The organism is Paenibacillus sp. 2KB_22, from assembly GCF_052115745.1.
Taxonomy (GTDB): Bacteria; Bacillota; Bacilli; order Paenibacillales; family Paenibacillaceae; genus Paenibacillus.
Genome location: NZ_JBFRHG010000002.1, coordinates 982476 through 997697 on the forward strand (window position 1 = coordinate 982476; position 15222 = coordinate 997697).

Consider the following 15222-nt stretch of genomic DNA (forward strand, 5'->3'; position numbering starts at 1 on the left):
TAATAGATCCCTAAGCAGTGTAATCCCCTCCTACCGTAGCGACACCTGTGCGTTTCTTACTGGTTCTGTTCTCTCGTATAGGGCCAAAATAACGATCGTACAGCAGTCTTTTCTTGTTATGAGCAATCATCTGCTCTACAGCTCTGTCATCAGTTCTTGTATGCTGCATGGTACTCTCGATCTGCTGCATCGCAATCTCGCGTTCAGCACCTGTACCTTGTACCGCAGCCTGACACAACGCTTCAAATCCCGGTTCGCCAAGCTTGCTCAGACTCTCCGCACTGTTATAACGAACTCTCCAGTCCTCATCCCGCAACGCTTTGCGCAGCAATGGAATGCTACCCGATGCATGCTTCGAACCAAGCGCTTGCACCACTTCGGTACGAACTTCCGGGTCAGTGTCCTGAATCAGCTTCAAAATCGTCTCATCCCGCAGTGCCGGACTTGCGCTGAGATACAGCTTCACCGCCTCGGCACGTACATCCTGATGTTCGGCTCCTACGAGTCTGTCCAGTGCAGGCATTACTTCAGGCACAGCCTGTCCCCACATCGCAACGAGTCCGACTTTGACAAAATCCGGATTCCGATCTTCCAGCAATTCGATTAGAATTCTGCTGGTATCCAGACTTGTTTCAAGCAGGATATCTGCTGCAAGATGATGAATTGACTTGCCTTTGTTCAACAGCAACGCCAGCATGTCTTTTAGTTCCCCTTGCCGGATTGTACATCTTGCGATGGAACGACCAATCATAATAGCCATCGGCCCCGGCTTCTCATCCTTCAGCAATTCCATCAAGCCGGGAACGGCTTCTGGACAACGCATGCCACCCAAGCGATAAGCCGCATCAATCTGGCGACCGTAACGCAGTCGGCCTAATTCCTTCAGATCATGCTCTACAAATCCTGCTTCACGGCATAGTGCGATTAATTTGTCACGATACTCACCTTTGAACTGGTCGATCCATTCAATCAGCCTGTCCTGAATGACTCTGCGTTCCAGCGGAGCCAGCTTGCCTGGTGGCAATCTGAGCGGACTATTCTCGGTTAAGGCCGTTTGCAGATAAGTGAAGTAGTCGCGCTGTTTTAATTCATAGAACGCCGTCTTGCGTCGTTTGCCATTGTGGGACATTTTCATGGCAAACAATAGGATGACGCCTACAACAACGAGTGCGATACAGATGTACAAAAACAGATAGGCCAAAGCCAAACTTGGAAACATGTGAAAAGGCCCTCCTTTATACTCATTTATTCGATCTGAAAACTAGGAATTTTCTCGTAGCTCTTCTTCATTTTTTCGTAGCTAAGCTTCAGCCGTTCACTATACTGCACCTGCTCCCAAGGCTGCCAGCTATATACCGGCAAAGTCTTCAGATCCAGGGTTGTCTGTTCACCCCCAGGCCAAGATACTTTCTTCGTGGCGCGGTCCGTTAACCATGGAATGAGAGTGACACCTTCCACAGCAACTGTGGAGAACTCACGTCCATTCTTGAGCGGTCCATAGTCGATCGCTTGTAGCGAACTCGGATCACCGAACCCCAGTAGCATCCAGGGAATCCGCATCTCCACCTGATTGCCGTTATACTGCCATGCCGTTAATGAATCCGTGTCGGACTGACCGGGAGCCGTCGTTCCCCGTTTCAATGTTCCGACCTTTTCATTCATGAATGGATGAGCAGATCGGGTATCCGGCGGTGTCATCCTCAGGCTGACTGCCAGATTCCATGGATGGAACGGATCTGAGGAGTCTGCCTGCTGACCTGGCAGCATGTCGTATCCTTCCTTGCCGTACAGACGCTGATTAAAGTCATAATCCTGGGCAATCTCCACCTGAGATTCTTCATCCTGCCCCAGTGTAATCACCGTCTCAAGACCATCACTGAGCGTCCGGCCCGGGAGTAACTTGTCAGGCTGACTGCCTCCAGCAAGTGTATCAGTCCCAATTCGTAGCACCGTCTGATCCGGGTCAAAAGGTTGATTCAAGGTCAACCCAATATACAGATAAGCTTCATCATGGGTCATCTTCATTTCCTGAATGCCGTCTACCTGGCCCTGCCAGGTCGTGACTTCTTCATCCTTCAGATCATCCCAGTCATCCAGTGATCCGTCGATGGTCAACTGTTCCTGTTTACCCGGGTCCATGGCAAGCAGACCAAACATCTTCTCGTTTGTCAGCACGTTCAGCCAATATGCACGGCGATCAGCCGGGATTTCCAGTGGCATTGTGTTCCATGTTTTTTTGAACCACTCATCCTGCCACATGAACAAAATGGCTCCCGAGTATCCCTCATCATAGATATCCTGCGTCAATGACGCGTCAATATCTCCCTGCTCTACTTCGTTATGTCCACCCTGATTCCGGCCTCCCATACCCAGATGGGAAATACCAAGAGAAGAAGGTACGCCATACTCTGTAACCATTACAGGCATATCGGAAAACTCGGCTTTTAGTTTGCGCAGATAACTTTTGTACGTGTTGTACTCGCCGTTCTCATCCTTGATTGTTTGGAGCGTTTTATCAATATGGAACAGATCTGGGTAATACGGGTACACATGGTAGGCTGCAAAATAACCTCCCTGCCACCCCTCCGGCTGAATATGACGGGCATCCACACTGACGAGATCCTCTTCATACAGCGGCTCGCCGGGATGATCCAACACATCGGTCGTTACCCAGTTGGTGAAGGTCATCGGATGCTCCCATCCATACTTCTTCTCCAGGACCGCCGTATGATCCAGCAATTCTGCGAGCCAGTTCTCGAACGGTGACGCTTCTGGCGTAGCCGAGAAATGAACTCCCTTGTACTGCGGCACGTCCGCATGTTTCTCGTTTGTGTTGTCAACCATAGCCGGGTCCCATTCCGTACCCACATGCCAGGCCATCAGATATTTTCCTGCATTCGTCTTGTATTTGCCGCTGGACTCTCCCTGCTTGGCCGGAATGTCCGCATCGCCATAGACAGCAGATACTGCCTTTTCAATCTCCTGCTTGAACGTCTGCTCAATATGGGCGGTGTAGGCATCCTGCTTCTCAATCAGCTCTTCCTCAGGTGACCATATGCCTTGTATAAAATATAACGGTTGCTCCCGTCCGCGGTTATATTCGACCAATGCGGAGTAGAAAATCGGTTCGTGAACCGTGTATACCCGAATAACATTGGCTCCCAGATCCTCGATCTGTTGGAACCACCGCAAATAATCCTCTTTGGTCAGCGGAAATTCTCCCGGGTAATGTCCCGGTGATGTTGCGCCCAGATTGACACCTTTGACGAACATCTCCCTCCACGTTCCATCTGGCCCGTATTCCATGAACCGGTCTCCATCAGTTTTGAATTTCATCTCCGTGCCGTTCTCCGCTGTGTACGTAACGAGCTTGGGTTGCATATAATGCCATCCGGCAAATATCCCGCCGCTCACCACCACTGCGCCTGTCAACACCGTTAATAACCAGCGTCTTCGTCTTTGTCTGCTCATGTCGTTAGATTGCTCACCTCTCTAATATCATCCTGCTTCAACATCGAATGGTCCAACATGAAGTTTACGAATCATTCCGCTTCGGATGTCCGCTTGGTAGAGATGTCAGCGGTGTAGTTCTCACTATAGCGCTAAGACTCTGCATTTGTAACTAGGCTGATGGAAGCAAACATGAAATGGAACATTCTGCCCATGATTCGTAAAAAGTGCCATCAACGGGCACCCGAAAGCCTTCAGGGTACATCTGATTCCCGAACACTAATATCTGCTGGAATCGCATGGATTGAAGACCTGCTGATCTTGCAATTCTGGAACCTTTATTGTTATGTGCAACGCGGGTACAGGCAACGTTTGCCGTTAGAACGCATACCCCATTAAACGCGAGTTATATTTTAAAGTTGCGGCCATTTTTACAGTATTAACCATAAAGATTACAAAATTGATACTATAGTCTGATAACGCATCAGCGATATTCCGCGTCACATCAAGGTTTTCTGAAAAGTGCAGAAAATCAAAAAAGGACATCAGTCCCCCTCTATAGGACTGTACCCATTTATAACCCTTTTACAAAAAGCGAAATGAACGCCCGGTCATCACCCTCAAGTCACGGATCTCTCACATTAAATGTAAAAAAGCACATCTTATTTCCTAATTTCTGACTCTAATATGGCCTTAGGGCAATTGTGTCCAATATGCAAAATAATTCCGGTTGCCGCATTTTAGATTGTCAGATATGCTTATAAAACAAGAACACCTGTTCCATACTGTAAATAAACTGTTAAAAAGCGATATTCAAATGAAGATAATCAATGTTGAACAGAGTACCGCATCACGGATAAGGAGAGAAGTCTTATGTCCCGCCAAGACAGACGTGTCATCATGCTGGCTGACTGCCAGTCATTCTACGCCAGTGTGGAGAAGTCTGCACATCCCGAATACAAGGACCGCCCCCTCGTTGTCGCGGGAGATCCGGCGCGCCGTTCGGGTATTATTCTTGCGGCCTGTCCACTCGCCAAGTCCTATGGAATTACAACAGCAGAACGACTGGGCGAAGCGCTCGCCAAATGTCCAGATGTTGTTGTTGTTCGCCCGCGGATGGCCGAGTACATTCGGGTATCCCTACACATTACGCGCATCCTTCAGTCTTTCACCGATTTGGTGGAACCGTATAGTATTGACGAACAGTTTCTCGATGTCACCGGAAGCCTGGATCTGTTCGGCAGTCCCGAGACGATTGCGCGCAGCATACAATCCAGGGTGATGGAGGAGACGGGTGTGTACATTCGGATCGGCATCAGTGATACCAAGGTCGTTAGCAAGATGGCCTGTGACCTGTATGCCAAAAAAGTCCCAGGAGGCATCTGCACGCTGCCTCGCAAAGATCTGTCTTCAACGATCTGGAAGAAGCCTGTACGAGATATGTTCATGGTCGGTTCCCGCATGGCGCAGCATCTCTACAAGATGGGGGTGCATACGATCGGTGATCTGGCCCAGACCCCACTGTCCCGACTAAGAGAACGTTGGGGTGTGAATGGTGAGGTACTATGGCGTATCGCCCGCGGTATGGATGATTCCCCGGTCAAACCCGGGACATATGCTCATCAGCAGCAGGGAATCGGACATCAGATGACGCTGCCCCGGGACTATGACTCGTGGGAAGATATCAAAGTGGTACTGCTTGAACTGGCGGAACTCGTCAGTCGACGTTCCCGGGACAAATCACTTATGGGCCATGTGGTCTCGGTTGCATGTCGCGGACAGGATTATGATCGGCCAACCGGTTTCTCCCGCCAGATAAAGGTGAATGAACCCACCAACATTACGGATGAAGTATACGATGCGGCAGCAGCCCTGTTCCTGCGCCATTGGGACGGATTACCCATCCGCCGCATCAGCGTGTCACTGACCGGACTTGTACCCGATTCCGAAGTTCAGCTGTCCTGGTTTGATGACCGCGAACGCAAAAGAGAACTGGAACGTGCCACGGATGATATTAAGCGCAGATACGGAGATACTGCCATTATGCGGGCATCCTCCCTCTGCTCGTCCGCGCAAGCCCATGAACGTTCTCATAAAATTGGAGGTCATTATAAATGAGTAAAAAATTGCAGCAAAACGGTATCTTTGAGTCCTCACGCATGATGCTCCCCGAACACCGGGAAGCCTATATTCTTCATCAGGAACAACTTGCTCCTCGTATCCGCCCATCTCTGGATGCCCAGGCGGCGGAAGAAATGTCCCGGTTACTCAGCAACTCGATGATGCTTGGAGATAAGGTCACTATTACGTTGTTTCACGAACATGACGATATCCGTTACACCGGTCAAGTGCTTCGGCTGGACCGTCCTGCCCGTACCCTCAGACTACGGATGAAAGACGGTTCCCGGGATATTCAGATGAACCTCATTACAGATGTGGCGCTAGCCAATGACTGAATTAATCACTGAAGGCGAATATACCCACCTCGATGTTGTGGATGTTCCATGATAGATGCAGCATGGTCGTTACCATGCAGGACTGCCTTCCTACACATCCTGGTGAATACCAAAAGCAGCCGACGAAACATACCCGGGCCATTCACTTCGTTCAAAAGAAGCAAAATATCGGATACGTGATTCATCGGCTACATATAAGGGTATGGCTTTTTTCCGAAAACTTTTTAGAAAAAACTCCAATCAAATTCCTTGGACAGACGCTCGAGCAGATGCACGCCGGCAAGGCTGTTACCTTTGCGATTCAGAGCGGGTCCAATCACTCCAATACCGAATTGTCCTGGTACCAGAGTTAGTATCCCACCGGAAACCCCACTTTTGGCGGGCAAGCCAACTTCAATGGCGAATTCACCTGACGCATTATACATCCCACAGGTCGTCATGAAGGTTTTCGCAATCTGTACATACCGACGAGGGATGAGTTCTTCACCCGTAATCGGATCGGTTCCATCATAAGCCAGAACCAGCGCCATGCGTGCCAAGTCCGCACAGGTCACTTCAATGGAACAATGACGGAAATACACGGCAAGTACATCTTCCACGTCATCCTTGATCACACCATTATGCTTCAAAAAATACGCCAGTGAACGATTCAGGTGACCACTCTCGGACTCAGACTGGAATACATCTTCGTTATAGCCCAACTGATCATTATTCGCGAGCCTGCGGAAGAACTCCAGGATGCGCCGTGATTTCTCCTCTTTGCAATCTCCTCCAACGAGGGAGGACACCGTAATCGCGCCGGCATTGATCAACGGATTGAACGGAATTCCGGGTTCAACCAACTCAAGCTTAATCATCGAGTCGTAATCATCGCCTGTAGGTTCTTTTCCTACATTAAAGAAGACTGCTTCTTCGCCATGATCCATCAAGGCCAGAATTAGGGTGAATACTTTGGAGATACTTTGCATTGTAAATGGCACACCGCAATCCCCCGCCGACACATGATTGCCTTCAGCGTCCATGATATGTATACCCAGCTCATCCTGAGAAGCTTTGACAAGCTCCGGGATATAAGAAGCGACTTTACCTTGCCCCGTGTGCAACCGACTGGTCTCCAGCCACTCCGGCAGTAAATCATTCAGACGCTCCATGGTTGTATTGCTCATATGTCATCTCCTCCACATCTCTATATAAGCAAGCCTCTTGCATGAAATGTGCATGGGTGGGCCCAAATAATTAATGAGTAATGAGCTCCATTCATCTCATGCAAGATGCCTCATATATCTGATTACCCGCAGAACAGTTACTTTACCGCTTCATTTGAAGATCTAACTCCAATATCTCACCAGGAAGACCATCGTAATCACCTGTCCAGGTGGATACAAAGTTCTGTCTGGTTAAAATCTGGCGGGAAGCTGCATTAGACGGATCGATAACTGCATAGAGCGATCCAATCCCTGCAGCTTGTGCCTGGATAATCAACCGTGACGCAATGGATGTGCCTTGGCCTTTTCCCCAATGTTCGGGCAGAATCATATAACCTATTTCAGCCCGATTCGGGTCTGTCTGATCTGGAATCAGTTTGGCATAGGCTACTCCCGCACCTTCTTCACTGAATACTCGGTAATGTCCACATGTGGAACGTTCATTAAACTCCAGCATGGATTCGAATTGTGTTCTCGCCTCTTGCTCCGGTATTGCCCGTTCTGTAATCTGTTTCATCACTTCCGTATTGGAAACCAATGCATAATAATCATCAAAATCAGGTTGTGTGTATTTAATGAATTTCATGATATGCCTCCTCTGGGGTACATAACTTGGTCTTGCTGTTGTTGAATTCACCTAGAGTATAACAGAAGCGAATGATGGAATGCACACAGGGCACCACCCTTACAGTAGCCAGATGGTCCATTAGGCTAACAGGCTGGCCAGCAATTTGGCAACAGTAGATACCAAAAAGCGGCCTCATTTGAGACCGCTCTGTTTACTTTGTCTTTAATTTGCTTTTTAAGATCAAGAAATATTCTCTGTTCTGTACTTCCAATACATGTTGTTAGCTTGCCCGTGATGACGGGTTAAGGTTCATCTGTTTGTCACGTTGACGTGCACGACGACCTTGACCTGGAGGGGTAATAATCAGTGCGAGCAACAATGAGATAGCACAGAGTACGGCAATCACGATGAAAGTTAGATGGAATCCGCCCAGCAGGGCGCTGATGAATGATCCTGCCAAAGCACCAAATCCAAATCCCTGATAGATCACGCCATAGTTTTTGCTCTGATTTTTCAGTCCGAAGTAATCAGCCACAATCGCCGGGAATACCGTAATGTTACCACCGAAGCAGAATGCAACGGCAGCCACACAGGCGAAGAAGATCCCGAAGGTCAGTGGAACCAGACTAAGTGTCATGACAGCTACGGCTGTCACCAGCAGCGCACCAGCGATGACTTTCATTCGTCCTACTTTATCTGACAGTGCACCAAGAATAATCCGCCCTGCCGTGTTAAAGATCGCAACCATGGCCACTGCGTTGGCAGCTGTAGCTACATCAAGACCTGCAAGCTGTACACCGATATCTTTGACAATACCGATCAGATACAGACCACTCATACACGCCGTGAAGAAGATAACAAACAGCATATACGCTTCTTTTGTACGCAGCATCTCTTTCACCGTGTAGTCATGACGTGCTACGACTTGTTTTGATCCTTCCTTGCTTGCCGGAGCCTGTTCACGAACAACAGCTTCACGGATCAGGAATGATCCCGCAACCACCAGAACAAGAACGATAATGCCCCAGTACATAAATGCCTGAGCAGGACCAACGGCGCCGATCAATGCCGAGTTCACATATTTGAATAATAGACTACCGGTACCGAAGGCACCTACCGAGATCCCCGAGATCAGACCTTTACGCTCCGGGAACCATTTGATCAGATTAGACAACGACGTAATGTACGCCGTACCATCTGCAAAACCAACGACAAATCCAGCCAAAATGTACAGCAGTGTTAACGAAGTGACTTGGGAACTCAGAATAAGCCCCAGTCCTAGCACAACCCCGGCTACACGGATCAGACGCTGAAGACCCCAACGTTCCTGCAACCGACCTGCAAACAATGTGGCAAATGCCAAAGCAAAACTGGTAATTGAAAAAGTTATCGCGACCGAGCTGACGTCCCATCCGAAACGATCAGACAGCGGTTGATTAAATAAACTCCACGTATAGATGGTTCCAAGACCCATTTGGACAATAATAGTCCCCAAAACAATAAGCCAGCGGTTCATTTTTGTAGGTGTAATTGTTGATGTAGGTACTGATGAAGCGGATGAAATAGCTGCTTTCATCGTGATCTCCCCTTTGCCGATGTCATATACATGAATGCGTTCACAAGCTAATCATACATGAAAGGGGATTCATTACACCGTTTTGAGCATGAGTTGCATCAGATGCGGAATGAAATGCTTCTAGATGCGCATGAGTTGCCTGAACTCTTTGACTTTCCCGCGACTTACGGGTACTTCAGCTTCCAGATCACGCAGGCGAAGCAGATACGTATTATTGAACCAAGGCACAATTTCACGGATTTGCGACAGATTTACAACGTACGAACGGTGGCAGCGAAAGAACGTATCCAGTGGCAGCCGGCTGTGAAAATCCGATATACTCACTGGCATGGTGAACTCCCCATTTTTGGTATATACCTTCGTCACTTTCTCTTGCGCTTCCGCATAGTAGATATCTGCCGTATCCGTAACAATAATATTGTCATTCCGCAGCAGATTAATTCTTCTGTCCGTATGGGAATTCATATCTCGTACCAGTTCACCCTGCGCAGCAGATCCGTCCGCCGTGGGGGTTGGTCCATCCTCAGCATGTTGCTCCATAGGCGTATGGTCACGTTTGAAAGCCATCTCCAGCTTATGGAGCATCGCAGCGATTCTCTTCTCGTCATAAGGCTTCAAAATATAATCGAAAGCCTCCAATTCAAAGGCTTCTGCTGCATGTTCCTTGTACGCCGTAGTAAAAACAATATAGGGCTTTGTTGCAAATTTCCCAATGTGATGGGCCAGCATCATACCGTCCAGCGAGGGAATATTGATATCGAGGAAAATGACGTCCACTTCTTGTTCCTGCAAAAATTTCAGTACATCTAGGCCATCTTCAAGGCGATCCACCACCTCAATCTGGCTATGTTCCTGGATTAAGTAATTCAATTCCTCGCTTGCCAGAATCTCGTCTTCCACAATAAGAGCTCTCATCGATCCATCATCACCTTGTTACGACATCTCCTTTGGGCACATCAAATAAAATATCTGTTCCTTGTTCCAGCCTGGTAATGGTTACACCTTGTCCGTATATAAGCTTGACCCGGCGATGCACATTATACAGCCCGATCTGGTTACCAGGCATACGATCATGGTAGACCCGTTCAATAATATCTGCACTGATACCTGCCCCTGTATCGCTGACACTAATGCGCACAAACTCAGGATAATCCTGTACCCGAATTCGAACAGTACCCGGTCCTTTAACCTTGAGGATGCCATGAATAATTGCATTTTCGACGAGCGGCTGGATGACAAGACTCGGAATATGCACCGCGACCTCATCAATCTCATAGATCACATTCAGTCGGCTGCCGAAGCGAGCTTTCTCAATCTCTACATAATTACGGACCTGCTCCAGTTCCTTATGAATATCAATTAACTCATCCGACAGCTCCAGATTGTAGCGCATGTACCCGGATAGATTCACAATCAGTTCACGCGCACGATCCGGTTTGGTTCGGATGGACGAAGCAATCGCATTTAGCGCATTAAACAGAAAATGAGGATGAATTGTCGTCTGTAATGCGCGCAGCTCTGCTTTGTTGGCAGCAGCCTTGATCTCCTCTACCCGCGATACCTCCATCTGGGTCGAGATGATCTGCGACAGACCTACAGCCATCGTTTGCAAAGGATACGTAATTTTATATGCTTTGCGATAATAGATTTTGAGCGCACCTGTAATGTCTCCTCGTTCTTTGAGCGGAATAATTAAAAGCGAGTGGATATCCGGTGTTTTTTCATCAATGACATCATTACTGATTGTTATCTCCCCGCTGGATATCGTCTTCTTGGTCATCTCACTTATAATTTCATTGCCAATATGATATCGTTCCTCACCAAACCCTACATATGCTAGCACATTCCGGGTATCCGTAATCGCAACGGCATCAGCCTGAATATCCTCCTGAATAATACGGCAGATTTTGCGCAGAGAATCCTCGTCAATGGAACGGAAGTACGGCAAGGTCTTGTTGGCAATCTCCAGCGCCAGTTTCGCCTGACGAGCTGCAATCATTTCCTTTTCCCCTTCAACACTCTGTACTAGGAGCACAATCAGCCCTATGTTGACTTCACCCAGAATCATAGGCAGCGCAATCTTCGAAACAATATCTGCACCCAGAGGATCGGGATAGGAAAATAGCAGAATCAGTAACATCGTGAGCGCTTCACAGATCATACCTGCACCAATACCAATAATCCATCGCTTGGGCTTAGGCGTATACTTATGTATATATCCGGAGACCAGACCTGCCAGAATACTTGTGATCAGACACGGTATGGCTGTGACTCCATCCATATCGATCAAATACCGATGGACCCCGGACACAATCCCCGTAATAATGCCCACAGGCGCCCCGAACAAAATACCACCCGATAGCACCGCTATAATGCGGACATTCACCAGTGAACCTTCAACATTAATGCCCGTATATGTCCCAAAAATGGCAAAAGCACAGAACAACAAGGTAACTGCAATAGACTCCTGCCACCTTAATTTCCCCTTTTGCAGAATCTGCCTGAATCTAGGCACCCTCGACAGAAAGAATAAAAATATAATCAACAGCGCCGCCCGTTCAAATAAACCCAGCAGCATCGTAAACATTTCCAATCGTACTTCCTCCACATCTGTCTGAAAATAAAAGGCATGTCTCATTGTAATGCCAATCCGCCACAACATCTATAAATTAAGTCTGATTCACACAACTAACTTGTATGCAACAGTTTACCCCTCCCCCTGGAGGAAAGCAAAGTACATCCTGTGACAATCAAAAAAGGGAATATGTGAAGATCAACCATCACCTCATATTTCCATAAAATCAACAAATACAGAAATTCCTATGATATAATTAATGACTTGTCATGTTATTCCAATTGGTCAAAAATTAATTACAGAAAGGTGTTTAAGCATGCTTGCCATTATACTCCTAGGTTCACTTCTACTTTTTAGTCTAATATGGCTTATCCTATATGGTGTCTCCAGACGATCGAATGATCCTGATCGCTCAACAAGACTTGTCCTGCAAATGATTTTATTTATTTCTATCCTGGTCTTACTTGTGCAAGACTACATCCTGAAAGAATTGCCTTCCAATAGCATTATCATTGTAGTTTTAATCATAACTTTAATCATCATCAGCTCTTTTCCTGATCAAAGTAAGAGTGCAGCAGATAAAATTACATAATCATTCCATTTAATGCCCAACTAAAACCTCCATCATCCCAACTGCTCTCCACCACAAAAAAAGGGCGTTCCATCATGTCATACATGACTAGTGGAACACCCCTTCCTAAATTACCAAAAAATCATTCATGTAATTTGGTTTTTCTAAAGTACTTTCGTTTACACAACAACGGAGAGGACAGAAATAACCTAAAGAAGCGAAGCGTGCGCCTTTATCCCCGGATTTTACCCTTGGAAAGGGTCAATCAGAAAATCTGGGGATAACAGCGCTCGGAAGGTTATTCTGTCATCGTAGTGCCCCCGTGTAAACAACTCTCTTTAGTTAACCCAACATTACATCGAATCCCTACCTAAACATCCCCCACAGCTTAATCAAATGAAACGTATTGTTCGGATCAATCTTCTGCGCGAGTACAAACGCAACAAACTGCTCCTCCTGCGCCGCAGAAAAATTCTCATTCATAATGACTGCTGAAGACTTGACAAGCCTTCTGACTTTGGCCTTATCTTGCAGATCAGACTTGGTCACTCCATCAATCAACTTTTTGATACGCTCTTTGACAGCGGGATTTTTCATCTTTAGTTTGATCCGCTCCACCAGCTGCGGACTAATTCCATATTGTTGATAACCCAAAACGTATAGCACCTCCCAAAGAATGAACTCACTTCTTATTCATATGTCGGGAGGGCTTGTACACTTGTCTATTTTTACAATGGTAATATGAAAAACCAGCTATCAAGGCAAGCTTTAGTCAATCAGATCGCCCTTGAATACTTGCTGTTGCTGCAGGAAATCACGCAAAGGTGCATAGTCCACAGACGTCCAGAAATTCACTTCCGCAATCAACTGGGATACATCATCTCGGGCTTGTTCCAGCACAGCAAAATCGGCAACCATATCAGCAAGACGGAACTCGGGCAATCCGCTCTGTTTGGTACCAAAGAAATCACCCGGACCACGGAGATCGAGGTCCCGACGAGATACCTCGAATCCATCCTCCGTTTCCGTCATGACCTTCATGCGTTCCTGTCCAACCTCAGTCTTGGGATCAGCAATGAGTACACAATAGGACGCATGGGCACCACGACCAACCCGCCCACGAAGCTGATGCAGCTGGGACAGACCGAATCGGTCCGCGTCCATAATGACCATTAACGTGGCATTGGGCACATCGACCCCGACCTCCACAACGGTGGTGGAGACCAGCAGCTGAATATCATTGCTATAGAAGTCACGCATCATCTCTTCTTTCTCCGCAGCCGTCATCCGTCCATGCAGCAAACCTACACGATATTTCGGAAAATTCTGCTGCATCTGCACATGCAGATCAATCGCATTCTGCACATCCAGCTTCTCCGACTCCTCTATGAGCGGACAGATCAGATAAGCCTGACGCCCCTGATCCACTTCTCTGGAGATAAACCCGAGTACCCGCTCCATCATATCGTGCTTGACCCAATACGTGGAGATCGGAATCCGTCCTTTCGGACGTTCTGAGATCGTGGATACCTCAATATCCCCAAAAGCCGTAATCGCAAGTGTCCGTGGAATTGGCGTAGCCGTCATCGTTAACACATCCGGGTTATATCCTTTGCGTCGTAAAACGCTGCGCTGATTCACACCGAAGCGATGCTGCTCGTCCGTCACCACAAGACCCAGATCACGGAAGAAAACATCTTCCTGAATCAGGGCGTGTGTACCCACCACGATATCAATCATGCCCATTTGCAACGAGGCGATCAGATCTTTACGCTTACGTCCATTTACACTGCCCGTTAACAGCCCTACAGTTACCCCAAACGGTTCAAACAGCTTTTGCAGTGAACGCATATGCTGCTCCGCCAGAATCTCCGTAGGCACCATCAGAGCCCCTTGGAAACCGGATCGAACAGTCGTGTATAGCGCAATTGCCGCAATAACCGTTTTACCCGATCCTACATCACCCTGCAATAACCGATTCATTGCATAAGGCGAACGCATATCATGCAGAATTTCAAGCTCCACCTTTTTCTGAGCGTCTGTCAGTTCAAATGGTAAACTGCGTACAAACTCACGAATCGTTGTATTGTCCGTGGTGTGCACCACACCATCCATACGATTCCGGTTCAACGCACGATACGCCTGCATTTTCAGCTGGAACAGAAACAGTTCTTCATACACCATCCGCTGTCTGGCCTGTTGACCTTCCCGGTTGTCCTGTGGACGATGAATTCCCGCAATCGCCTGCTTACGCGGCATCAAGCTGTATTTCCTCATCAAGGACTGGGGCAGAATCTCGGGAATCATATCCCCGAACTGAATCAATCCCTGATTAATCGTTTTGCGCATCCATTGTTGCGTCAGCTTGCCGGTTACCGAATATACAGGTTGCAGTGTACCTGAACGCCCATCGCCTTTATCGGGAAACTCCGAATCGGTAACTGTCATCTGCATGCGTTTTTGTTCCCACTTCCCCGTAATCACAATCTCACGATTGGGCGTAAGCTGTTCTTTGAGGAAATGGCGATTGAACCATGTAGCTGTAATCATCCACTCTTCCGTCATGATCTTACAGGTGAGACGGGACTTTTTGCCGTATCGTTGTAATACAGGAATACCCATCACCTGTCCCTGGACCGTAATCTTGTCTCCATCCTTCACTTCACTAAGCGAACGCAGACGATAGTCCTCATAACGGAACGGATAGTATTCAAGCAGGTCTTTAACAGTAGAGATGCCAAAGGCGTGAAGCTCTCCCTCTTTGAGAGCACTCACGCCGTTAATTTGCTTAACTGATATTTCTTCCAATTTCATGTCTAAT

12 protein-coding genes are annotated in these 15222 nt (G+C 47.6%); 3 read left to right on the forward strand and 9 right to left on the reverse strand.

The window, feature by feature from the left end:
• Nucleotides 1-10: 10 nt before the first annotated feature.
• Nucleotides 11-1219 (reverse strand): HEAT repeat domain-containing protein, encoded by a 1209-nt coding sequence (locus AB4111_RS15340; protein WP_442032254.1) that lies wholly within the window; start codon nt 1217-1219, stop codon nt 11-13.
• Between the two features lie 26 nt (nt 1220-1245).
• Nucleotides 1246-3471, reverse strand: a complete 2226-nt coding sequence (locus AB4111_RS15345; RefSeq protein WP_442032255.1) for a hypothetical protein — start codon at nt 3469-3471, stop codon at nt 1246-1248.
• 171 nt (nt 3472-3642) lie between these two features.
• On the opposite strand from AB4111_RS15345, the gene AB4111_RS15350 reads away from it, so the two are divergent.
• From AB4111_RS15350 to AB4111_RS15360, 3 genes are all read left to right on the forward strand, one after another.
• Nucleotides 3643-3849: a hypothetical protein gene (locus AB4111_RS15350; protein ID WP_442032256.1), complete on the forward strand. Its 207-nt coding sequence runs from the start codon at nt 3643-3645 to the stop codon at nt 3847-3849.
• 474 nt (nt 3850-4323) lie between these two features.
• A complete protein-coding gene (locus tag AB4111_RS15355; protein WP_442032257.1) occupies nt 4324-5568 on the forward strand; it encodes a DNA polymerase IV in 1245 nt (414 codons plus the stop codon).
• Entirely contained in the window at nt 5565-5906 is a 342-nt protein-coding gene (locus AB4111_RS15360) for a YolD-like family protein (RefSeq protein WP_442032258.1), read from the forward strand. The genes AB4111_RS15355 and AB4111_RS15360 overlap by 4 nt, the downstream gene beginning before the upstream one ends.
• A 224-nt stretch (nt 5907-6130) precedes the next feature.
• Here AB4111_RS15360 and glsA read toward each other — a convergent pair whose 3' ends face one another.
• The 7 genes from glsA to recG all read right to left on the reverse strand — a co-directional run bounded on the left by glsA (nt 6131) and on the right by recG (nt 15215).
• Complete coding sequence (gene glsA, locus AB4111_RS15365) at nt 6131-7072, reverse strand: glutaminase A (protein WP_442032259.1); 942 nt, start codon at nt 7070-7072, stop codon at nt 6131-6133.
• Between the two features lie 142 nt (nt 7073-7214).
• Complete coding sequence (locus tag AB4111_RS15370; RefSeq protein ID WP_442032260.1) at nt 7215-7697, reverse strand: GNAT family N-acetyltransferase; 483 nt, start codon at nt 7695-7697, stop codon at nt 7215-7217.
• Nucleotides 7698-7959: 262 nt separating this feature from the next.
• Complete coding sequence (locus AB4111_RS15375; RefSeq protein WP_442032774.1) at nt 7960-9195, reverse strand: L-lactate MFS transporter; 1236 nt, start codon at nt 9193-9195, stop codon at nt 7960-7962.
• Nucleotides 9196-9375: 180 nt separating this feature from the next.
• Nucleotides 9376-10170 carry a LytR/AlgR family response regulator transcription factor gene (locus AB4111_RS15380; RefSeq protein WP_442032261.1) on the reverse strand — a complete coding sequence of 265 codons (795 nt, stop codon included), beginning with the start codon at nt 10168-10170 and terminating at the stop codon, nt 9376-9378.
• A 10-nt stretch (nt 10171-10180) separates the two neighbouring features.
• Nucleotides 10181-11833, reverse strand: a complete 1653-nt coding sequence (locus tag AB4111_RS15385) for a sensor histidine kinase (protein ID WP_253442686.1) — start codon at nt 11831-11833, stop codon at nt 10181-10183.
• 934 nt (nt 11834-12767) lie between these two features.
• Nucleotides 12768-13055 (reverse strand): stage VI sporulation protein F, encoded by a 288-nt coding sequence (locus AB4111_RS15390; RefSeq protein WP_278299015.1) that lies wholly within the window; start codon nt 13053-13055, stop codon nt 12768-12770.
• 114 nt (nt 13056-13169) lie between these two features.
• A complete protein-coding gene (recG, locus tag AB4111_RS15395; RefSeq protein WP_442032262.1) occupies nt 13170-15215 on the reverse strand; it encodes an ATP-dependent DNA helicase RecG in 2046 nt (681 codons plus the stop codon).
• Nucleotides 15216-15222: the final 7 nt, after the last annotated feature.